Genomic DNA, 23,024 nt, shown 5'->3' with positions numbered 1-23,024 from the left:
TTTTCAATAGTTTAAATCATATTTTTTTCTTGTTGTGTCAAGCGACGTCCACGTATATCAAAAGCAATTTTGCCTTCCGCAAGACCCCAGATGCGGGTCGCATGTTTCTCTGCCATTTCAATCGGCAATACTGCTATCACGGTAGCTCGTTCCTCTTCGCACAATTTGCGCAGCGTTTCCAGCACCGTATCTGCGGTATGAGGATCAAGTCCGATGACAGGCTCATCTGCCAAAACAACTTTGGCACCATGCGCGAGCGCTCTGGCAATTGCAACACGCTGCTTCTCGCCACCACTGAGCTTCTCTGCCGTCTGGTGTGCTTTATCCAGCAATCCGAGCCCTTCCAGATAATCCATCGCACCCATATAATCATCCGAACGAACCATACCTGTTACCATTCTCCACAAAGGGGTTTGACCAGACCGACCGATCAATACATTTTTCAAAGCTGTACGTCTCGGATACAATTGCGGATTCTGTTCCAAGTATGCCCATTCCCGTTTAATTTTCCGTTTTCCGGACCAACCTTCTTTTATAATCTCGGCGCCGTCCACCGTAAATTGACCACTATCCCATTTTTCCATCATAGCAAGGCATTTAAGCAGCATGCTTTTCCCGCTGCCACTCGAGCCTACTACACCGATCATTTCTCCCTGTTGCATATCGAACCGTATATCCCGCAGAACCGGAACCCGGTCCGCTCCAACGGATTTGCTTAAACCCTCAACTCTGATCATCGCGATGTCTCCTCTTGTCCATGTTTTTCCCTACTACTAGTGTACTCGGAAATGGACATCAATTTCCATGCGAACACCAGCTTCTATTTTACCACAGATTCGAGCATAGGTTTACGACGAAATAATACACCTGCTGCACCAAAAAGAAGATACATGAATCCAAGCAAAATAAACATGCTTCCTGGTGAAATCCAGTTGATCACTTGCCCACCCAGATTCGGTCCAATGATGCTTCCAATTGTAAAATGAAATGAGGCCACCACGTTCGCTGCAGGCAGCAGCGCTTTTGGCAAAATATCTGCGGCATAAGCCAGGCCAAGCGAGAAAAATGAACCTACCAGACCTCCTGCTATGGTCAACAGCACAAGTGTCCACCAGAAATGTGTGCCCGCAACAGGAACCAGCATGAAGATGATCCCCCCAGTAATACCAGCAAACATTAATGTTTGCTTACGTCCATAACGGTCACTCAACATGCCTAGCGGTAATTGCAGGAACAGACCACCAATTCCGACAAAAGGCAGCAAGGACGATATCTGATTGGCATCCAGACCAATACGCAGTCCGTATACCGGAAAATTGCTGTTCATCCCGGCTTCCATGTACCCGTACAATAACGCAGGCAACAGCGCATACCACGCCCAACCCAGGCTCCGACGGAAACGGCGTTCAGGCAGTTGTCCATGTTCAGCCTTTTCCGGCTTCGTATCGGGAAGCTTCATTAATACAAGGATAAGCACAGCAGCCATACACACGAATAATACCCAGAATGGAACGGCATCTCCAAACCCAAGCAGTTTGATTCCCAATGGGCCAATACTGAATCCTAAACCATAAGACATTCCATATAAAGAGATGTAACGTCCGCGTTTTTCGGGTGCGGTCACCAGTAGTACCCATAATTGGGCAGAATAATGGAGTGCACTATCCCCGATTCCGACGACGAGACGCAATATGAACCAAATTTTGATATCCGGAAAATAAGGAAACAGAATCAGGGGAATCATGACAAATAACAGTCCGCCGATAATCAGCTTTTTGAAACCAATAGCTCCCAGCAATCGTTCGGCCACCAAGGTCATGGCAAAAGAGCCAACGTACAGTGCGGCTGCATTCAATCCGTTTAAACCCGGTGAGACTCCCTTTTGCTCCAAAAAAATCGAGAGCACCGGTAATAAAAGGCCCTGACTGATCCCCGCCACAACAATAACGGTAATCAGAATGAGATAGTTTGATGTAGAATGTGATAATTTGGGGGTGGTTATAGATGACACAAAAATCATTCCTCCTGCAAGCATACAAAGAAAAATCGCCATCACTGACGACCTTTCAGATGTTATATCTATTCTATTGATCATGCATGGTTAAGCCTGGGGTTTTGCCCCGGACTTGAACATTATAGTGGACAACGCCCTGCAAAACAAGCCATAATAGTACTTAAGTCGCTGCGTACATTTAGATGTGACGGGAGGATTCTGCATCATATGGCTTATCACGTTAAAATCGATGTTTCACCGATATATGAAATGCTCAACAGCTTTTTGGTCTATGTAACGAAGAAATGGATTCAACATCTGGATGTTGGCCCCGAATGGATCATTGAGGTGGAAGGCAAACTAAGTTCCAATGTTCGAGCAGCGCTCGCACCTGCTGCCACCTGGCCTTTTGATGACTTTGATGTATTATTTGCATGGGCGGCCTATCGGAACACTTCTAATGAGAATATTGATTTTCTGGATATGCTTGCTGGACTGACAGCCGAAGAGCTGTTCGCACGCGTATCTGTTCTGCTTCCCCATCTTACAATAGAAGAATCTACACGTATTCGGGATAGCTATGTGCCACTTTTACGACTCTGGGATCAGCATTACTGCCAGAATATGAGTGAGGATTATCGTACCTGGCTCGAGGAAGACGCTGAAGAGAAACGCGTACTGCTTGATAAAATGGGGCCTGAACTCCTTATTGAATACGCTACTGCGGGTGTTCTGGTTGAACCGATGCCTGGACTGGATGAAGTTATCCTGTTTCCAACCGTCCACAACCGTCCTATTAATATGTACTGCTTCTATGAGGGCATGATGATCATGCAGTATCCTGTAGACGCACCGGAAGAGGATGAAGACCAACCACCGACCTGTCTGCTTCGTTTCACACATGCCCTGGCTGATCCGGAAAGACTCCGTCTGCTCCGCTACGTGTCAGGTGAACCGAAGTCGCTCGCCGAAATGTGTGAAGAGTTGGGCAAAGACGAGGATATGGTTAAAGATCAGGTTATGGCACTGCGCATCGCTGGACTGCTGCGAACCCATCTGCTCGGCAGTAATCGGAAAGAGAAATACAGTATTCGACCGGATGGCGTATCTGAATTGAACATGTTCCTGGAATCCTATATTCGCATATAAAAATATGAACAACTGTGCTGCTGCTGCAAGGAGTGAATTGGATATGAAAATAATAAAACAACATATTTTGTTTGATCTCGATGATACACTCGTGTACTGCAATAAATATTTCAACCTGGTGCTTGGTGAATTCTTCGAGAACATGCAGGAGTGGTTTGACGGACATGCCCTAACGGTTCAACAAATTAGGGAAAAGCAGCTGGAGATCGATGTAACCGGGGTTAACAAACTGGGATTTGCAAGTCACCATTTCCCGCAATCCCTTATTGATACTTACCGTTACTTCTCCCAGAAGTTCTCAAAGCCAACCTCTCATCAAGAAGAGTCTTACCTCACCAAATTAGGAATGAGTGTATATGACCAAGAGGTTGAGCCTTATCCGCATATGGTCGAAACGCTGGAGAATCTTAAGTCAGCTGGACATGCCCTGTATCTGTACACAGGAGGAGAAACCGTAATTCAGCAGCGGAAGATTGACCAGATGAAGCTCTCGGCTTATTTCGATGACCGGATCTACATTCGGCAGCATAAGAACATTGAAGCGCTGGAAGGGATTCTCTCAAATGGCCCGTTTGATCGTCGTGCAACGTGGATGATTGGTAACTCACTGCGCACAGATATCATGCCAGCAGTGACGGCTGGTATCCATAGCATATATATCAAGCAGCCTAACGAATGGCAATACAATATGGTGGAGCTTCAACCTAATCCCGAGACATCGATGTATACCATCACGGCCCTGGAAGAGGTACCGAAGGTCATCCATGAAAATATACAACAGCAGCAACAGAAAAGGACCCTTGGGTAAGGGTCCTTTTCTTATTGGTTTAATAATATTTGAATTTGCACTGGTATATCAGGCTGCACGTTTTTCTTTCTGCTTTTACATCCAAAGCCTTATGCATCCTGCTTTTCCGCAGATAGTTTGCCTGTTGCCTTATCCTGCAAAATAATACGAGCCTTCACCGTACTTCCGTCTTTTCGTTTAAAAGCCAGTACCTGAGTACTCCCCTTTTCAATCAACGCTTTCAACATCGTACTGGTGATTTTTTTGCCGACGTACTCTTTCCAAATGACAAACCCGCAGCCTTCCTTAAAGCGTGTACAGCCATAACCTTTCTTGCCTTCAATAATCTGACCGGTGCAACCCGGTGATGGACAAGATGCCAGCGTTTCACGAACGCCCGGTTGACTGGAAGTCGAAGATCGAGTTTGTGCCGTCGCGTTCGCGACACTGCCAGTTCTGGATGACGTTTCCGACGTTTGACGTGAAGTCTTCGAACCTGCACGGGTACTTGAGCCAGTACCTGATGTCTTGGTGGAAGTTGTTCTGTTGCTGGTTTTCTGGGTTTTGGCTCCCTTGCCTTTCCCCCGTCCTCCACGTGTATCTTCACCAAAAGCATCCGCTGGTGCCGGTGCCTGCACACGTACTTTATCAATAATGGACATCGTAAATTTCTTGACGTTCTCCATAAACTTGTCCTGGCCCGCTTCACCTTTGGAAATTTGATACAATCTTCTTTCCCACTGACCTGTCATTTCAGGCGAGGTTAACAGATCTACGCCTGCCTTGCGGATCAATTCAATGGCTGTCCGGCCCTTCAACGTCAGTTGCATCTTTTTACCCTGCATCGTAATGTAACCCACGTTTTTAAGTCGTTCTATCGTTGCCGCACGTGTCGCAGGTGTACCCAGTCCACTGTCTTTCATCGCATCACGCAGCTCTTCATTCTCGATCTGTTTCCCTGCACTCTCCATTGCTTTCAGCAACGTTCCCTCAGTGTAACTTTTGGGAGGCTGGGTCGCCTTCTCCTTGAATTCACTTTTGGTACATTGAACAGGCAACTCAGGTTGAACGGCAAAAGCCTTATCCGTCCATTCCTCTGCTTCCTCTTCTTCGTTGCTATTTTTCTTTGTTTTTTTCTTGCCTGTCTGCTCCTGATCTGAAGATCCCAGTACCACCTTCCACCCCAGTGACAGCAGTTCTTTCACAGAGGTCTTGAACTGGTGCTTCTCAACGTCAGTGAGCACGGTATGCTGCTTGTACTCTGCTGGCGGATAGAAATGGGATAAGAAACGTCTTACGATCAGATCATAGATATTCTGCTCATCCTTGGATAACGTACCCGGTCGTTTCAATGTAGGCAGGATCGCATGGTGATCCTCAACTCTGGACGGGTTACATACACCTTTGTTTCCTTTATGAACAAGTTCAGGTTTCGCTCCTTGCGCCAGCTCACTATAAGGTCCGTTTTTAAGCAAATTCAGCGTTTTGTGCATCCCTTCAATATTCTGTTCCGTAACGTAGTTTGAATTTGTCCGTGGATAAGAGATCACCTTATGTTTCTCATAAAGCGCCTGTGCAATATCCAACGTTTTCTTCGCCCCATATCCATACTTGGCATTTGCTTCACGCTGCAAAAGGGTCAGATCATACAACCGGTATGGATACTCCTTGGTCTGTTTTGCTTCGTACTTGGTAATCTGTCCCTTCTTCCCCTTCACACTGGTCGCAATCGATTCAGCCACGGCGGGGTCGGTCAGCTTGTCTCCTTGACGTAATCCCCTGTACTCCACTCCTTCCTGACGAAACCATGCGGCTACTTCATAAAAGGTCTGGGACTGGAACGCTTCAATCTCCATTTCCCGATCATAGATCAAGGCCAGTACCGGGGTCTGCACCCGGCCTACAGAGAGCAAGGCATTATGTCGTGTAGTGAAAGCCCGGGACGCATTCATGCCAATCAACCAATCCGCTTCACTACGAGCCCGGGCAGCATGGGTCAAATTCTCAAATTCCGAGGCGTCTTTCAAACCGTCAAAACCACGTTTAATACTCTCTGCGGTCAGATCCGATATCCAGAGACGTTTGACAGGCTGAGGCAGCTTCAACTGCTGTTGAATTAAGGCAAAAATATACTGTCCCTCTCGCCCTGCATCACAAGCATTAACGATGGCCGAGGCTCTTTTCGCAAGTTCTCCGATCATTTTCAGTTGATCTTTCGTTCTGGGGTTGGGTACAATCTTGAACTGATCCGGAATGATCGGCAGATCGCCGATATTCCAGCGCTTGTACTTTGAATCATAGGCATCCGGTTCAGCAAGTCCCAATAGATGGCCAATCGCCCAGGTGATAATGTAATGCTCACCTTCCAAATAATTGCGATTGTTCTTGGCTCTTGGTTCTATGACGGCGGCAATGGTTCGGCCCATGTCGGGCTTTTCCGCAATAACCAGTGTCTTCATCCGTCCATCTCTCCTCCTTCACCGTCCACATGACGGCAAAAAGGGGCCTTCCGCCCACGGAAGCCCCTTGCTTCTGAAACTTATTATATCAGATTTTGGTTGCGGGAGCATCCTCCCCAATTGGATTTACCCTGCTGCCTGTTCATTCAAAGCCTGCTTTGCTCTGCACTCTTTGCATACGCCCTGAAAATCAAGCCGATGGTCTGTAACCGCAAATCCGTACTGCCGCTCAATTTGTTGTTCCAAACGAAGCAAGCCATCCTCCATAATCTCTTCTACAGTGCCACACTCTGTGCAAATCAAGTGATGATGGTGGTGTGAGCCATCCGTACTTCGCAAGTCGAAGCGCGCAGCACCGTCCCCAAAGTTTATCTTTTCTACGACCTGAAGATCACTAAGCAGTTCAAGCGTACGATATACTGTAGCCAAGCCAATCTCGGGGAATTGTTCCTTGACCAGCAGAAATACTTCCTCTGCGCTAAAATGATCCTTCTCATGCTCAAGTAGCACACGTACCGTAACTTCTCGTTGCTGCGTCAGCTTATAACCTTTTGCAACCAACTGTTTTTTAATGTCATTAATCTGTTCTGAAATGGATTTGTCCCGGTTACTTGCCATAAAGATTGCACCTCCGGATATTATAATTTCACAATTCGTGTAGTTTTCAATGAAGTGTCATTACATTTCTTATTTATAATAATTATAATGTAATAATAAATCTTTATGAGATAAAAAGCAATGCTATACCTCACAGTTGTCTAAAATAATTGTTGCTGAACGTCTCTGGATCTCATAAAACAACAAAAAACCCCCGCTAATTGCGAGAGTTTTGTTGTATCAGTTATATATTCTATTCATAATTGCAAATACATATCCACTTGTCGCTCATTAACTCATTATACGAGAACTGTAGAACCCATCAAGTATTTGTCCACTTCACGGGCAGCTTCACGACCTTCATTAATTGCCCATACAACCAGACTTTGACCACGACGCATGTCACCTGCTGCAAATACTTTATCCACATTGGTATTGTATTTGCCGTAACGTGCCTTAACGTTGGTACGACGGTCTGTTGCAAGTCCAAGTTGTTCCACCAAAGTCTGTTCCGGTCCGTCAAAACCGATAGCAATCATGGCCATTTGAGCTGGGAAGACGCGCTCTGTACCCGGAATAGGCTGATAGATTTTACGTCCTGTCTCATCTACAATACGTTCAATTTGAACGGTGTGAAGTTCTTTGAGGTTACCCTCATCGTCACCCACAAATTTGGTTGTCATGATGGAGAACTCACGCGGATCGTCACCGAACAATGCTTTCGCTTCTTCCTGTGCATAATCAAGAGTATATACGTTCGGGAATTGCGGCCAAGGGTTATTAATGCGATCACGTTCCATAGGAGCCTGAGTATGTGTACCAAATTGTGTAATGCTTCGACAACCATGGCGAAGCGATGTAGCTACACAGTCGGAACCAGTATCCCCGCCACCGATGACGATAACATCCTTGTCCTGTGCGGACAGATAGTTTCCATCCTCCAGATTGGAGTCCAGGTAACTTTTGATACTGCCATTCAGGAAATCCATCGCGTAGTGTACGCCTTTCAAGTCACTGCCTTCAATGTTGAACTCACGTGGTTTGGTTGCACCGCCACACAGAACAACCGCATCATAATCATCCACCAGTTGCTGCGCAGCAATATCTTTACCGATCTCCGTGTTAGTTACAAATTGAATGCCTTCTGCTTCCAATAAATCAACACGACGCTGAACGACGTTTTTGTCCAATTTCATGGTAGGGATACCATACATCAGCAAACCGCCGACACGGTCAGAGCGCTCGTATACCGTCACTGAGTGACCCGCTTTGTTCAACTGAGCTGCAGTAGCCAGTCCCGCAGGACCTGAACCTACAACTGCTACACGTTTACCCGTACGTTTCTCCGGAGGCTGGGGAACCACCCATCCTTCTTCAAAACCCTTTTCAATAATCGCTTCTTCAATCGTTTTGATGGTTACAGGTTCACCGATCAGTCCCACTGTACATGACCCTTCACAAGGAGCAGGACAGACACGACCTGTAAACTCAGGGAAATTATTCGTTTTGTGCAGACGGTCAAGCGCTTCTCTCCACAAACCACGATACACCAGATTATTCCATTCTGGAATCAGGTTATGCACAGGGCAGCCCGACGTTCCGCCAGTCATATCTATACCTGTATGGCAATACGGGGTACCACAATCCATGCATCGTGCACCTTGTGTTCTGAGCTCTTCTTCAGCCATATGTTTATGAAACTCTTCCCAATCCTTAACCCGCTCCGCTGGTTGGCGGTCCGCAGGCAGCTGCCGTTTGTATTCCATAAATCCAGTAGGTGTAGACATCTTACGTTTTCCCCCATCCGTTCTTGTCTTAATCCCTTCATCTGCATGGTTCTATATGAAATGGATTACTCATGTTTGAGTTTTTGTATATTGTATCACAAAATCTTCTCGAAGATATTTCAATTATAGTAGCACTTTGCATGCTGAATATTAAATGGATTATCCGAATAATTATTTGTATTTTATACATCATATCGTCCAAGTCTACCCATGGTCAATACCCTTAAAATGGTTATTTCTAAGGTATGGCTATTTGAAATTAGGCGTTTATTTAAAGGAAAAACGATCGAAACGTCATTTGAATGTGAGGTAATTTGTCATTAAAAACAACAGTTTATGCTATTTTACGCCAGAAAATCCGAATAATATCTCATTTTAGGACTTTACAACGGTGAAATCCTACATTTTTTATACTTTTTTACCACAGAGTGTTTTAGAGGCTATGTATTATATTCATACTTCTGTTAATACAGCGTCACCTTTATGTTATTTATATGTCATTTCATAATTATTTCATTTAATTTTTAAAAGAAAAAACGCTGTTCACGAATGTTTCGCAAATCAGCGCCCTTCTATTTCGTAAATAGCGCATGTTGGGGCTCTTCTACTTCATTTTATGTCCCTTTTACTGTTTTCGTTCATAGAACTCAAACGTATACGCATAAACATTTTTTTCATCTTGCTCGCCTTCGATCTGTTCTGTTAGCTCCCACTCCGACCAATCCACTTCCGGGAAAAAGGTATCCCCCTCAAAATCCTCATGAATTTTGGTCACCACCAGACGATCTGCGAGCGGCAAAAACTCACGATAGACCTGGGAGCCGCCAATAACGCAAAGCTCTTCGCCTTTTGTAACTTCCAGACCCTCTTCAATCGAATGCACCACTTCAGCCTGATTTGCTTTGTAGTTCAGATCTCTGGTTACGACAATATTCCGGCGTTGCGGAAGCGGTTTTCCCCCAAAGGACTCCCATGTATTGCGTCCCATAATAATTGTTTTGTTTAACGTACGTTGCTTGAAAAAGGCCATATCTTTAGGCAAACGCCACGGAATGGAATTATTCAAACCAATGACACCATTCTCGCCCATCGCCCATACAAGTTCAATGCTCAAAGATTACACACTCCTTCAATCCGTGTCTGTTTAGAGATTGCTCCAAATCACGCACTTATACTGCAATCGGAGCTTTAATACCCGGATGATGCTGATAGTTCTCAAACTCAAAATCATCAAACGTATAATCGAAAATGGAATCCGGCTTGCGCTTGATTACCAACTTAGGCAGCGCAAATGGCTCACGCTCCAGCTGAGTTTTCACTTGTTCCACATGGTTTGAGTAGATATGAACGTCCCCACCGGACCAGATGAACTCTCCCACTTCAAGATCACACTGCTGTGCAATCATATGTGTCAGCAGCGCATAGCTGGCAATGTTAAATGGCAGTCCGAGGAACGTATCTACAGAACGCATGGTAAGCATACATGATAGTTTACCCTCAGCCACGTAGAACTGAAACGCGAAATGACAAGGAGGCAGTTTCATGTGGTTAATCTCCGCCACATTCCAGGCGCTAACGAGGTGACGCCGTGAATCCGGATTATTTTTGATCGAATCAATAACAGCAGCAATCTGATCGATCTTCTCTCCGTTAGGTGCTTCCCAAGTACGCCATTGTGATCCATATACCGGACCCAGGTCGCCATTCTCGTCGGCCCAATCGTCCCAGATCTTCACACCGTTTTCCTTCAGATAGGCTATGTTCGTATCCCCACTCAAAAACCACAACAACTCATGAATGACTGATTTCAGATGGATTCGTTTGGTTGTTACCAGCGGGAACCCTTCGGACAAATCATAACGGAGCTGTCTGCCAAATACCGACTGTGTTCCAGTTCCGGTGCGATCTCCTTTATGCACACCTGTATCCAAGATATCCTGTAATAAATCGAGATAGTTTTTCAAATTATATTCCCCTCGCACTTTTTTTTCATACTAAACTAAAGAATATTTACACTTACCACTCCGATGACAGAACAACCTTCCGATCGCTGTTATCACCAGATTTTTTTGATTTCCTTTTCCAAAAGTATAAAATCCGGGGATAAAGGCGAAGCGTATGCTTCCGATGCAGCTTTCCTTCAGAAAGCTTTTAGCTCCGCTTCTTCAGGTTTTTTCTGTCCTCTACGTTCTCGTGTAAAAGGTTAGTTTAACTAACTTAAATACTAAATATATAGACCGTGATTGGCTTGGAGCCACATCATAACTGATCATTACTACAGTGTACCACAATTGAGTTGTTGGATAAAATCAATTCACTAAACCTTTTGAGTGTGTAACTTTTCATCATATCATATACACTGGTATCTTGAATTTCTCGGCTTTTGCTCAGAAAAAAGAGACGAACAACGCGTTAACGTCATTCGTCTCTTCTGATTTACGTATAATGCCGGACGAATCCGAAGCTTAGACGATATTAGCGGGAAATGATGTGGATCGGGTGACCCATAACCAGTTCCGCAGCTTCCATCACGATTTCGCCCAAAGTTGGGTGAGCGTGAATAGTCAGCGCCAAATCTTCCAGAGTAGCACCCATTTCGATTGCGAGACCAAGCTCAGCAATCAGGTTGGAAGCTTCCAGACCTACGATTTGGCAACCCAACACGAGGCCGCTTTCTTCGTCAGCAACGATTTTCACGAAGCCTTCAGCGTGGTTCAAAGATACAGCACGGCCATTACCCGCATAAGGGAATTTGCCAGCTTTTACTTTGTAGCCTTTTTCTTTAGCTTCTTTCTCAGTGTAACCTACGCTGGAGCACTCAGGATCTGTGAACACAACTGCCGGCATACATTTGTAGTCAACTACAGATGGTTGTCCTGCGATCGCTTCAGCAGCCACTTTACCTTCATAAGAAGCTTTGTGGGCAAGTGCCAGACCGGATACGATATCACCGATTGCAAAGATGTGAGGAATGCTAGTGCGGCCTTGGTGATCAACTTTAACGAATCCACGCTCGTCAACGTCTACGCCAATCAGGTCCAGACCAAGCTCTCCGTCTGTGTTAGGACGACGTCCAACAGTAACGAGCAGGTAATCTGCAGTTACTTCTTTGGATTCACCGTTTACAGAATATTTAACAGTTACATCTTTATCCGTTTGCTCAGCACTTTCAGCTTTTGCACCCGTTACGATTTCGATGCCTGTTTTCTTCATGTTTTTAGCTACGAGGCTAGTCATGTCTTTATCGAAACCTGGCAGTACCGTATCCAAACCTTCGATGATTGTTACTTTTGCACCGAATTTGGAGTACATTTGACCAAGCTCAGCACCGATATAACCGCCACCGATAACGATCATGCTTTTTGGAACTTCAGGCAAGTTCAGAGCTTCTGTCGAAGACAGAATGCGTCCGCCAAACGGGAAAGGTTTCAGCTCGATTGGACGGGAACCTGTTGCAATGATTGCATTTTTGAATTTGTAACGCGGAGACTCGTGATCATTGAATACACGGGCTTCGTTTTCGTTGATGAACATGCACTCACCGTTGAAAACTTCAACTTTGTTGCCTTTGAGCAAACCAGCTACGCCGCCAGTCATTTTCTTAACAACGCCGTTTTTGAATTCTTGAGTTTTGCTGAAGTCCACTTTTACGTTCTCAGCAGAGATACCAAAAGCTTCGCCGTGCAATGCAGACTCATATTGGTGTGCAGCCGAGATCAGGGCTTTGGATGGAATACATCCACGGTTCAAACAAACGCCACCCAGTTCGGATTTGTCTACGATCAATACGCTTTGGCCCAGTTGAGCAGCACGGATGGCAGCTACATAGCCACCAGGACCCGCACCAATTACTAATGTGTCGATATTGAGAGAAGCGTCGCCTACTACCATATCTTACACCTCCATAACAAGCAGCTCAGGGTTAGCGAGCAGCTGTTTAATGTAATTCATAAAGTTTTGTGCTGTTGCGCCATCGATGATACGGTGGTCGAAGCTCAGGGAAAGAGCCATTACAGGTGCTGCAACAACTTCGCCATTTTTGATAACGGCTTTTTCGCTGATGCGTCCAGTTCCGAGAATTGCAACTTCAGGGAAGTTGATGATCGGAGTGAAGAACATACCGCCAGCAGAACCGATGTTACTGATGGAGATTGTGCTTCCTCTCATTTCGTTCGCGCTCAATTTGCCATCGCGGCCACGAGCTGCCAGATCACGAATGGAATCAGCGATCATCCAGATGGATTTACGATCAGCATCTTTGATAACAGGAACGATCAGGCCGTTGTCTGTATCTGTAGCGATACCGATGTTGTAGTATTTTTTGTATACAATTTCATTAGCTTCTTCATCAATCATAGCGTTCAATGCTGGGAACTCACGGGAAGCTGCAACCAGAGCTTTAACGATGAATGGCAGATAAGTAACTTTTGTACCTTTTTTCTCAGCAATAGGTTTCATGCGAGTACGGAAAGCAACCAGCTCAGTTACGTCCACTTCGTCCATGATTGTAACGTGAGGTGCTGTGTAAGCCGATTTAACCATCGCATTGGCAATTGCTTTACGGATACCTTTGAATGGTACGCGCTCTTCTTCCACACGTTGATCAGCTGCAGCTGCTGCTGGTGCTGCGGATTTTTTCTCTTCTTGAGCCGGAGCTGCGGAAGATGCCGCTGCGGAAGAACCGCCACCGTTTTTGAAGGATTCAACATCTTCTTTGGTAACTTTACCGTTGTTGCCAGTACCGTTAACCTGAGCGATGTCTACGCCTTGTTCGCGGGCAAATTTGCGCACGCTTGGTGTTGCCAGAACGTCTTTGGCAGGTACTGCCGGAACGCTGTTGTTTCCGCCTTCTTTTGCTGCATCCGAGCTGGAAGCTGCTGCGGAAGAACCGCTTGTGTCAGCTCCACCTTGAGCTGCATCTTTTTCTTGCTCGCCTGCAGGAGCGTCGTCTTGCTCAGGAAGCTCGCCTTCAGCGTCGATGATTGCAACAACTTCGCCAACGTGGCAAACTTGGCCATCTTTTGCGAATACTTCTGTTACTGTGCCGTTAACCGGACAAGGTACTTCAACGACCGCTTTGTCATTCTGTACTTCCATGATGATATCGTCGTCAGTTACTTTATCACCGACTTTGATGTGCATCTTGATGATTTCGCCTTCGTGAAGGCCTTCGCCCAGTTCAGGGAATTTGTATTCAAATTTAGCCAACTGAAAAACCTCCTTGATTATGTCTCAATCCTGAAAAAAACCCTTAACTCCAAGAAACAACCGTTACTGCTAGTGCAATAAACTGTTACTCAAGGGGCTAATGGCTGTTTACAGTGCAGCTTGCGCTGCGGTGTGGATCACCATACTGCGCCTTGCGGCATGTCAGATGATTAAATTAGAAATTTACGACTTTGTTAACCGCAGCAACGATACGCGCTGGGTTAGGAAGCCATGTATCTTCAATTTGTGCAAATGGATATACAGTATCCGGACCAGCTACACGCAGAACCGGTGCTTCCAAGTGCAGGATTGCTTTTTCATTGATTTGGGCAATGACTTCAGCTGCAACACCTGCGCTCTTTTGAGCTTCCTGTACAACAATTGCACGATTTGTTTTCTTAATGGAAGCAACGATCGTATCGATGTCGATCGGGCTAACCGTACGAAGGTCGATAACTTCAACTTTGATTCCTTGTTTTTCGAGCTCTTCTGCTGCTTTCACAGAAGTGTGAACCATCATACCGTAAGTAATGATCGTTACATCAGAACCTTCACGAACAACGTTCGCTTTGCCCAGCTCAACAGTGTAATCTTCTTCAGGTACTTCTGCACGGAATGCATGGTACAAGTTCAAGTGCTCCATGAAGAATACAGGGTCGTTGTCGCGAATAGAAGCGATCATCAGACCTTTTGCATCGTAAGGGTTAGAAGGAACTACCACTTTGATCCCCGGAGTTTGTGTAAGCAAACCTTCAAGGGAATCTGTATGCAATTCTGCCGCTTTTACACCGCCACCGAATGGTGTACGGAATACGATTGGAGAATTGTATTTACCGCCGGAGCGGAAACGCATACGAGCTGCTTGAACTACCATTTGGTCAAGGGCTTCGAAGATAAAACCAACGAATTGGATCTCGGCAACCGGACGGAAGCCTTGAACACCCAAACCTACAGCCAGACCGCCAATAGCGGACTCAGCGAGTGGAGTATCAAATACACGCTCTTCGCCAAACTCTTTTTGCAGACCTTCCGTTACACGGAAAACGCCGCCTACATTACCTACGTCTTCACCGAAAAGCAGAACGTTAGGATCACGTTTCAACTCAACGCGAAGCGCATCACGGATTGCTTCTTTCATGTTCATTTGTGCCATTTGCTTCATTTCCTCCTTAAACATTGACAGTTCACATTTGAATTCATACATGTATACCGGGACACCGGAACCCGTCCCGGATGTTTATGCTTTATCGGAAAAAACTTATTGGAAATCAGCTTTTTGCTCTTCCAAGTGCTTAGGCGTTTGTTCGAACATGCTGTCGATCAAGCCTGAAATCGTCATTTTCTCGGTTTTTTCCGCTTTTTTGATCTCTTCGTTCACTTTTGCTTTTGCTTCTTCTTTCACACGTGCTGTATCTTCTTCAGTCCACAGACCTTTTTTCTCCAGATATTTAGCAAAACGCGCGATTGGATCTTTTACGCTCCACTCAGCCTCTTCTTCTTTCGTACGATACTTGGAAGCATCGTCAGAAAGGGAGTGAGGACGGAAACGGTAAGTTACTGCTTCGATCAGAGTTGCGCCTTCGCCGTTACGACCACGTTCAGCAGCTTCCTGAACCGCTTTGATAACTGCGAAGATGTCCATACCGTCAACTTTAACACCTTTGATACCCGCTGCTACCGCTTTGTGAGCGATGGACAGAGCTGCCGTTTGTTTTGCAAAAGGAGTTGTGATGGCATAACCATTGTTTTGTACGAAGAAAATAACAGGCAATTTGTAAACACCAGCGTAGTTCAGACCTTCGTAGAAGTCACCTTCTGAAGAACCACCATCACCTGTGTACGTAATTACAACTTGTTTTTGTTTCTTCAATTTGTAACCCATAGCAATACCCATTGCGTGCAGGATTTGTGCACCAATGATGATTTGCGGCATCAACACATTAACGCCATCCGGGATTTGTCCACCATGTTGGTGTCCACGGGAGTACAGGAACGCTTGATAAAGAGGAAGTCCATGCCACACGAGTTGCGGAATGTCGCGATAGCCAGGACATACAAAGTCTTCTTTTTCAATTGCAAATTCACTACCAACCATTGTAGCTTCTTGACCAGATACTGGAGCATAGAAACCAAGACGACCTTGACGGCCCAGGTTTACTGCACGGTCATCCCAAGTACGGGTAAATACCATGCGGTACATAATTTCTTTTAATTGATCGTCGGAAAGTTTAGGCATCATGTCTTTGTTAACGATTTCGCCGTCAGGAGACAGCACGGACAGAGCTTCTACATCCTCCGTATATACTTCATAAGGAACCTTGCTCATTTTTTTCTTCACCTCAACAAAAAATTTGAATATCAAGTTCCGCTGTTATAATATTATTATACACCTGTTTCACTGCATACGTCAAAGATATCCGTAACTTTTTTATGTTTCCTTCCGGATTGTATGTATAACAGGGGCTTAATATTGGTATAACAGCATAATACATGTTTGCGTATTTGACCTATCCCCGCACAAGGTTAATCTTACCGTATTGCGCGGTCGAATGCAAAAATTAACCGAGAAAGGTGACGTTTTATGACGGATTCCCGCTATTTGAAACGCACGATTGTGAAGGAAGAGATTGAGAGCCGCTATCTCGGAGAGAAGCGAACACTACGAATTTATCTTCCCCCAGGTTATAACGAATTGTTATCCTACCCTGTCGTTTATTGTCAGGACGGTGAAGAATTTTTCAACTTTGGACGTATCGCCACCACTGCCAACCGTATCATTCTGGACGAGGGAGCCGAACCTTTCATTATAGTAGGAGTTCAGGTTGACGTGTCAGTAAGAACTCAGGAATACGCCCCTTTCGGCGATCGGTTCAAGGCGTATACCTCATGCTTCGCTGAAGAGATTATTCCCTATGTAGAAGAGAAATATCCTGTGCGCCGCTCTCCGCAGGAACGTGTTCTTGCCGGCGACTCATTGGGTGGCAGCGTTTCGCTTCATCTTGCTCTACTCTATCCTGACCTGTTCACACGTGTCATCAGCATGTCCGGAGCGTTCTACTCCGCTTCCCAGGAAATCTACGCTGCAGCTGAAGACTTGTCCTGGTTGTCGATCTGGATGATTGTTGGTTTGCAGGAGACTGCCTTTGAAGCAGACACCGGCACGTATGACTTTGTTCAATTGAACCGGGATACCCGTGATTTGCTTGAAAAACGAGGTGCGCTTGTCTCCTATCAGGAGAAAGACGGGCATCACCAATGGGGATTCTGGCAGAACGAGCTGCCGGAAGCATTGCTTTACTTTTTTCAGGAAAATTAATTCGATCATTGAACAGGGCGGCTGAAATGCCGCTTTTGTTTTGCAATCGCATGATACCGCTTACATCAACACTCAAAAAAGAAGCAGGTTCTCCTGCTTGTCCGCCCGGCTTCTTCTGTTGTATCTCACTTGTCATTCCAAGCAAATGTAACCGATGTTATATCAAAGAATGTTCCTTTTCAATCCGATCCAGCAACACGTCACAACCTGCATCAACCAGCCTGTACACTTCTTCAAAATTCCCCGTATAATACGGATCAGGTACTTCACGGAGCGTCTCGTCCGGCAGCAGATCCATCATCTTGATAATTTCCGCATCGGCACCACCTGTTACACTTCTTACGTTAGCTGCGTTGGAATCATCCATGCATATAATGTAATCAAAATGTGTGAAGTCCGCACTCGCAAATTGTCTTGCCGCCATATTGGCATAAGAAATTTTATAGGAATCCAGCAATGTTCTAGTCCCCTCATGCGGAGGTTTGCCAACATGCCAGTCACCTGTACCTGCGGAGTCCACTGAAATTTGCTGATCAAGTCCTCTTTCACTCACTTTATGACGGAGGACAGCCTCAGCCATCGGCGAGCGGCATATATTGCCCAAACATACAAACAAAACGTTAATCATGTTATTCCCCCTTACTCAAGGTGCGGTTAAGTGGCGCTGGTGCTGTCTGAGGTTTTACACTCTCCGTTTGTACCAGTGAACGACGTGGCAGCTTCCATTTATAATGAACAGAGCACATCCGGAAGAACACAACTGCGGCGAAGCATATTAACAGTCCAGCGTTCGTTGTAAACCATCCCATACCTATGGCGAAACCAGCTGTTATAGCCCAAACAGCATAAATTTCATCGCGCAGTACTAACGGCTTTCTTCCTGCCAGCAGATCACGAATGATCCCTCCGCCTATACCGGTCATTACTGCGGCTACAATAACCGCACTAATGGGATGTCCCATATCGGCCGCGTATAACGCCCCTTGAATCGCAAATGCTGCAAGTCCAATCGCATCGAACAGCGCTTCAGTCCGCTTCCAGTGACCAATCCACTTAAGAGGAAGTACAAACGCAATCGCGACAGATATAAGAGCGAGCATAATCAGCATTCCCTGGCTCCACAGCATCGTTACGGGTACACCAATGAGAACATTACGAATGACTCCCCCTCCGAATGCGGTCACCAGACCCAGCACCAGCACGCCCAAAATATCATACTCTTCTTCCATTGCCACGAAAGCTCCGGACATTGCAAATGCGATGGTACCTATAATGCTGAATACTTCAAAAATGTGCAAGTCCAACCTGTTCAAACCTCACTTTTCAAGTCATCTCCATGTTGCTCTACCCATTGTATCCGCGCATGCCGAAATTGTGCAACCACATTTTGTGGATTATACTGGTTTTGTGAATGATTTTTGCATCATATTAACACCTTAATTAGAAGTGAATTGTTTTTTATTGATCAGGAAGGATGAAATAGAATGACTAAGAAACGAGTTGTTATTTTTACGGGCGGAAATCTCTCTCCCCAATTTCTAAATGAAATCGGTAAAGATGACCTTATTATCGCGGCCGATCGTGGGGCGTTATTCTTAATAGAAAACGGGGTACAGCCACATATCGCAGTAGGAGATTTTGATTCCATTACCGAGCAGGAACGGGAGAGTGTACGAGATCACAGCGAACGGATAATCACCTGCGATCCGGTGCATAAGGATTTGACGGATACCGAGATGGCATTTGAAATAGCGTTGGATCTCGAGCCGTCTGACATTCTTATGTTGGGTGCAACGGGCACTCGCATGGATCATACACTGGCTAACGTACATATTATGGTCCGCGCTATGCAGCATCATATTTCCTGCACTCTGCAGGATGAACACAATTATATGATGCTAACGACCTCCGAAGCTGATGTGGAAGACCGTGGATATGAGTACATCTCCCTGCTCCCACTCACTAATGAAGTAACAGGTATTACGCTGGAAGGTTTCATGTACCCGCTTGATCAAGCAACTATACGTATGGGTCAATCATTGGGGATTAGCAACAAACTGCTCGGAAAGACTGGCACCGTCTCAATCGATAGCGGGTTATTACTCATTATTCAAAGCAAAGATTAACCTTCCGCTTATACTTATTACGTTTTTGTAACCTATGATTTAGATTAAAAATAATCAAATAAAACATCAAAGACCCTTGATATATCAAGGGTCTTTTCTATATTTGTAACGTTCAAGGCTCGTCAATGATTAATTTTTTGACATTTTTAATGGTATTTTAATAAACAAACCCAAACTGTTGCGGCCCTAAGGATGATCAGGTTCCATCCAATTTCTAGGCTGTTACAAAGCTGTTATACTCACTCTAGCAACTAAACGAAAACGAATTTTGGAGGTACTCACATGAAAACAAACATCTTTGTCCAAAAGGCCGTAACCGTCGGGTTGTGCGCTACACTAGGTTTTGGAGCTGTATTAATGACGAATGCACCTGTTGCACAGGCAGCAAGCGCTTCTGTATCCACAGGACAACAAATTGTGAACTATGGTAAAACCTTTACAGGAACTCCATATAAATTTGGCGCTTCAACTTCAACTACACAAAATTTTGACTGCTCTTCATTTATGAAATACATCTTTAAAAAGTATGGTGTTGATTTGCCACGTACATCCGTTAAGCAATCCAAAGAAGGCGTAGCTGTATCTAAAGCTAATCTGCAAGTTGGAGATCTGGTCTTCTTCTCCAGCGGTAGTCGCTCCACAGGCTCCAATATTACTCACGTAGGCGTATATGCAGGCGACGGAAAAATTCTGCACACGTACGGATCACCAGGTGTAACTCTTTCCGACTTGAACTCGGGGAACTGGAAAAAAACATATATTAAAGCTCGCCGCGTACTGTAGCTCATATTTTGAAGATAAAGAAGCGAGTAGGGCCGGATCTAATGACCGGTCCTTTTATATTTACCCAATGAAATTCTCAGCTCAAACAGGAGTTATGTGGAAAACAGGCAATTCGTTAGCCGCGGCGATACGACCGCTTTTATTGGGTATGAAGCATATAACCGACTCCACGCACGGTATGAATTAATTTGACGCTCCTTCCCTTATCTACCTTTACCCTTAAATGTTTGATATACACATCTACCACATTCGTATCCATTGCAAAATCATATCCCCATACTTCCCTCAAAATAACACTCCGGGGACATGCCTCGTTCACATGACGCGCCAAGAACTCCAGCAATTCGTATTCTTTCGGAGTCAACACCAGATATTCACCTGCACGACTTACGCGACGTGAACGCAGATTAACCTTGAGATCATGCACTACAATGACTTCTTCATCTTCCTGTGATGTATGCGAGAACACACGTAAAAGATTCCGTATTCTGGCCATCATCACCTTATCGTGAATAGGTGCTTCCATCACATCGTTAGCGCCATAATCGAGCAATTCCACAATTAATTCAGGCGATATCTTGGGAGTTATGACAAGCAATGGAGAAGTAACTCCTATGTGTACGAAGGACTCCAGTCCATTTTTTAGGGTAGCTTCATGGCATCCTTCATTTATTAATATGATCATATTGAGATTCGTGAGTGTTAGTTCAGAAAGACGGTTCAGATCTGTCCATTCCATTTGCTCGACTTGGTAGCCTTCAGCACACAGTATGCCTTGAGTAGAAGATACCAGCTCGCCCCTGCCAACCAGTAATATGGATGTTTTCATTTTTTTCACCCGGCCTGTCTTATACGCTGCTACATATTTGTTGGTTTAAATTACACTTGAACTCCACAATCTTGTGACCGTTGTGTATCGCAGCATTGTTGTATAGTTATCATGCCGTAAAATGAAAAAGTCCATTCCCGGAAGGAACGGACTCGGAACATTCATTTTCTTCTTTAACCAAAGTACCGATGAACCAGCGTACGCGCCTCTGCCGTATCTTTTGTGCCATGAACAAGGACGCGACCATCCTGAAAAATGACCATCCTGTGCGCTCCAGTTGTAAAAGAAACCAAAAACGGATTAGCCTCCACGCGGCCTTCCTCCAGCTTAACGAGGCGATCAGCCGTATGCTGTAGATCCAGATTCATTCGCCGTGAAGGGCGAATCTGTACTGTATCTCTGCCACATAGTACGTCGGTTTTTTCCAAGTTTGAGGCAGAGAGGTACGGATAGTTAGCCTTTGCTCCGCAGGATGGACAATCTTCTTTCCGGGCACCATCGACGTTAATGGATATGTATTCATTTCTCCACACATCGAATGATAACAATTTGCGTCTCAGCGCACCTGAATTACCACTGAGAAACTTCATCGCTTCCGCAGTCTGATTAGCTGTAACCATCTGCACCGCCTGAGGAATAATGCCTGACGTATCACAGGTGTCCCCACCTAACGGAACCTCACCTAATAAGCAGTTCAAACAAGGTGTTTCGCCAGGTAGAAATGTGTAGGTAATTCCATAACTGCCCACACATCCGCCGTAAATCCAGGGAATACGATACTTTTGAGACATATCATTTATTAATAGCCGGGTATCAAAATTATCTGTGGCATCCATGATCAAGTCTGCATTCTGAACCAGTTCCTCCAGTTCGTCTACTCTGACGTCCATCACTTTGGCTACAACCTCAACAGTAGAATTAATGTCAGATAGGCGCTTCTTTGCTGCCATCGCTTTGGGCATTCGCTGAATGGCGTCTTGCTCGATATATAATTGCTGTCTCTGCAGGTTGCTCCACTCCACATAGTCACGATCTGCAATGGTGATATGGCCAATTCCTGAACGTACCAGCGTTTCAGCAATGCCCGTACCAAGCGCGCCCGCTCCAACAATTAATACTCTGCTGTTATTCAATCGATGTTGACCTTCTTTACCGATAGGTGCATACCGTTCCTGTCTGGAATAGCGGTCTCCCTGTTCAGAAGATCGTGTCTGATTAGTCATGTGTGAACCATTCCTTCCGCGGGACTGCTCGCTGCTGCATAGCGCTTAACGGGAATCATGCCTGCCTCATAAGCCAGTCTACCTGCTTCAACCCCCAATCGCATTGCCTTCGCCATCTTCACCGGATCTCCGGATCCGGACACAGCCGTATTCAACAAAACACCGTCAGCTCCCAGCTCCATCGCATAAGCAGCATCTTTAGGTGCTCGAAGTCCTGCATCCACAATAACAGGAACGACGGCTTGTTCAATAATAATCTCCAGGTTATAGGGATTAATAATGCCTCTTCCCGCCCCTATCGGTGAAGCCCCAGGCATAACAGCATGTACGCCGAGTAGTTGCAATCGTTTGGCCAGCATAACATCGTCCGAGATATAAGGCAGTACCGTAAAGCCTTTTTCAAGCAAAATTTCGCAAGCTTTATAGGTTTCAATTGGGTCAGGAAGCAAAGTGATTCCATCGCCGATAACTTCTACTTTTATCATATCACAAAGCCCTGACGCTCGAGCAAGTTCAGCGATTCGCACAGCTTCCTCTGCTGTTGAAGCACCCGCTGTATTAGGTAGAAGGGTATACCTTTTCAAGTCCAGGGTGTCCAGAAAGTGCTGTTTGTTGCGCTCTTCCAGATTCAAACGCCGAACGGCGAACGTTAATACTTCCGTACCTGAGGCTTCAACCGCCTGGCTCTGCACTTCCAAGTCCGAAAATTTGCCTGTACCCATAAGCAATCTTGACTCAAACGTATAACTCCCAATCCTCAACATGAT

General features: G+C 45.4%; 21 protein-coding genes. 5 read left to right on the top strand and 16 right to left on the bottom strand.

All coding sequences use genetic code 11. From position 1 onward, the window contains the following. Nucleotides 1-11 precede the first annotated feature (11 nt). Both HW560_RS19160 and HW560_RS19155 read right to left on the bottom strand, forming a co-directional pair. The gene (locus HW560_RS19160; protein WP_076289134.1) at nucleotides 12-737 is read right to left on the bottom strand and encodes a phosphonate ABC transporter ATP-binding protein; all 726 of its coding nucleotides are present in this window, start codon (nucleotides 735-737) and stop codon (nucleotides 12-14) included. 83 nt (nucleotides 738-820) lie between these two features. Continuing rightward, nucleotides 821-2,020 (bottom strand): MFS transporter, encoded by a 1,200-nt coding sequence (locus tag HW560_RS19155; RefSeq protein WP_090899817.1) that lies wholly within the window; start codon nucleotides 2,018-2,020, stop codon nucleotides 821-823. 201 nt (nucleotides 2,021-2,221) lie between these two features. On the opposite strand from HW560_RS19155, the gene HW560_RS19150 reads away from it, so the two are divergent. Both HW560_RS19150 and HW560_RS19145 read left to right on the top strand, forming a co-directional pair. Continuing rightward, on the top strand, nucleotides 2,222-3,142 hold the full coding sequence (locus HW560_RS19150; protein WP_090899820.1) for an ArsR/SmtB family transcription factor: 921 nt from the start codon (nucleotides 2,222-2,224) through the stop codon (nucleotides 3,140-3,142). A 43-nt stretch (nucleotides 3,143-3,185) separates the two neighbouring features. Further along, a complete protein-coding gene (locus HW560_RS19145) occupies nucleotides 3,186-3,950 on the top strand; it encodes an HAD family hydrolase (protein ID WP_090899823.1) in 765 nt (254 codons plus the stop codon). 89 nt (nucleotides 3,951-4,039) lie between these two features. Here HW560_RS19145 and HW560_RS19140 read toward each other — a convergent pair whose 3' ends face one another. The 9 genes from HW560_RS19140 to pdhA all read right to left on the bottom strand — a co-directional run bounded on the left by HW560_RS19140 (nucleotide 4,040) and on the right by pdhA (nucleotide 16,306). Then, nucleotides 4,040-6,388, bottom strand: coding sequence for a type IA DNA topoisomerase (locus HW560_RS19140; protein WP_179264252.1), 2,349 nt, complete (start codon nucleotides 6,386-6,388; stop codon nucleotides 4,040-4,042). A gap of 126 nt (nucleotides 6,389-6,514) precedes the next feature. Beyond that, nucleotides 6,515-6,982 (bottom strand): ferric iron uptake transcriptional regulator, encoded by a 468-nt coding sequence (locus HW560_RS19135; protein WP_179265850.1) that lies wholly within the window; start codon nucleotides 6,980-6,982, stop codon nucleotides 6,515-6,517. Between the two features lie 302 nt (nucleotides 6,983-7,284). After that, nucleotides 7,285-8,772 carry a glutamate synthase subunit beta gene (locus tag HW560_RS19130; RefSeq protein WP_110001192.1) on the bottom strand — a complete coding sequence of 496 codons (1,488 nt, stop codon included), beginning with the start codon at nucleotides 8,770-8,772 and terminating at the stop codon, nucleotides 7,285-7,287. Between the two features lie 625 nt (nucleotides 8,773-9,397). Then, nucleotides 9,398-9,886, bottom strand: a complete 489-nt coding sequence (locus tag HW560_RS19125; protein WP_090899832.1) for a dihydrofolate reductase — start codon at nucleotides 9,884-9,886, stop codon at nucleotides 9,398-9,400. Between the two features lie 55 nt (nucleotides 9,887-9,941). Continuing rightward, complete coding sequence (thyA, locus tag HW560_RS19120) at nucleotides 9,942-10,736, bottom strand: thymidylate synthase (protein ID WP_090899835.1); 795 nt, start codon at nucleotides 10,734-10,736, stop codon at nucleotides 9,942-9,944. A gap of 511 nt (nucleotides 10,737-11,247) precedes the next feature. Continuing rightward, nucleotides 11,248-12,663 (bottom strand): dihydrolipoyl dehydrogenase, encoded by a 1,416-nt coding sequence (gene lpdA / locus HW560_RS19115; RefSeq protein WP_024630356.1) that lies wholly within the window; start codon nucleotides 12,661-12,663, stop codon nucleotides 11,248-11,250. 3 nt (nucleotides 12,664-12,666) lie between these two features. Beyond that, nucleotides 12,667-13,980 carry a dihydrolipoamide acetyltransferase family protein gene (locus HW560_RS19110; RefSeq protein WP_090899838.1) on the bottom strand — a complete coding sequence of 438 codons (1,314 nt, stop codon included), beginning with the start codon at nucleotides 13,978-13,980 and terminating at the stop codon, nucleotides 12,667-12,669. A gap of 175 nt (nucleotides 13,981-14,155) precedes the next feature. Continuing rightward, a complete protein-coding gene (locus HW560_RS19105) occupies nucleotides 14,156-15,133 on the bottom strand; it encodes an alpha-ketoacid dehydrogenase subunit beta (protein WP_062325380.1) in 978 nt (325 codons plus the stop codon). A gap of 105 nt (nucleotides 15,134-15,238) precedes the next feature. After that, nucleotides 15,239-16,306 (bottom strand): pyruvate dehydrogenase (acetyl-transferring) E1 component subunit alpha, encoded by a 1,068-nt coding sequence (pdhA, locus tag HW560_RS19100; protein ID WP_056690070.1) that lies wholly within the window; start codon nucleotides 16,304-16,306, stop codon nucleotides 15,239-15,241. 255 nt (nucleotides 16,307-16,561) lie between these two features. Between pdhA and HW560_RS19095 the strand changes: the two genes are divergently transcribed. Then, nucleotides 16,562-17,296, top strand: coding sequence for an alpha/beta hydrolase (locus tag HW560_RS19095; protein ID WP_090899841.1), 735 nt, complete (start codon nucleotides 16,562-16,564; stop codon nucleotides 17,294-17,296). Between the two features lie 157 nt (nucleotides 17,297-17,453). On the opposite strand, the gene HW560_RS19090 is transcribed toward HW560_RS19095, so the two are convergent. After that, entirely contained in the window at nucleotides 17,454-17,924 is a 471-nt protein-coding gene (locus HW560_RS19090; protein ID WP_090899844.1) for a low molecular weight protein-tyrosine-phosphatase, read from the bottom strand. Nucleotide 17,925: 1 nt separating this feature from the next. After that, nucleotides 17,926-18,594, bottom strand: coding sequence for a trimeric intracellular cation channel family protein (locus HW560_RS19085; protein WP_090902466.1), 669 nt, complete (start codon nucleotides 18,592-18,594; stop codon nucleotides 17,926-17,928). Nucleotides 18,595-18,780: 186 nt separating this feature from the next. Between HW560_RS19085 and HW560_RS19080 the strand changes: the two genes are divergently transcribed. Then, on the top strand, nucleotides 18,781-19,422 hold the full coding sequence (locus HW560_RS19080; protein WP_179264250.1) for a thiamine diphosphokinase: 642 nt from the start codon (nucleotides 18,781-18,783) through the stop codon (nucleotides 19,420-19,422). Nucleotides 19,423-19,704: 282 nt separating this feature from the next. Beyond that, on the top strand, nucleotides 19,705-20,205 hold the full coding sequence (locus HW560_RS19075) for a C40 family peptidase (protein WP_090899849.1): 501 nt from the start codon (nucleotides 19,705-19,707) through the stop codon (nucleotides 20,203-20,205). 139 nt (nucleotides 20,206-20,344) lie between these two features. On the opposite strand, the gene HW560_RS19070 is transcribed toward HW560_RS19075, so the two are convergent. The 3 genes from HW560_RS19070 to HW560_RS19060 all read right to left on the bottom strand — a co-directional run bounded on the left by HW560_RS19070 (nucleotide 20,345) and on the right by HW560_RS19060 (nucleotide 23,021). Then, nucleotides 20,345-21,034 (bottom strand): winged helix-turn-helix domain-containing protein, encoded by a 690-nt coding sequence (locus HW560_RS19070; protein WP_090899851.1) that lies wholly within the window; start codon nucleotides 21,032-21,034, stop codon nucleotides 20,345-20,347. Nucleotides 21,035-21,207: 173 nt separating this feature from the next. Next, entirely contained in the window at nucleotides 21,208-22,257 is a 1,050-nt protein-coding gene (locus tag HW560_RS19065) for a MoeB/ThiF family adenylyltransferase (protein WP_090899854.1), read from the bottom strand. Further along, on the bottom strand, nucleotides 22,254-23,021 hold the full coding sequence (locus HW560_RS19060; protein WP_090899857.1) for a thiazole synthase: 768 nt from the start codon (nucleotides 23,019-23,021) through the stop codon (nucleotides 22,254-22,256). The genes HW560_RS19065 and HW560_RS19060 overlap by 4 nt, the downstream gene beginning before the upstream one ends. Nucleotides 23,022-23,024: the final 3 nt, after the last annotated feature.

Source organism: Paenibacillus sp. E222, assembly GCF_013401555.1.
Taxonomy (GTDB): domain Bacteria; phylum Bacillota; class Bacilli; order Paenibacillales; family Paenibacillaceae; genus Paenibacillus.
The sequence above is the reverse complement of the archived record's forward strand: the minus strand, read 5'-3'. Positions and strand labels throughout refer to the sequence as shown.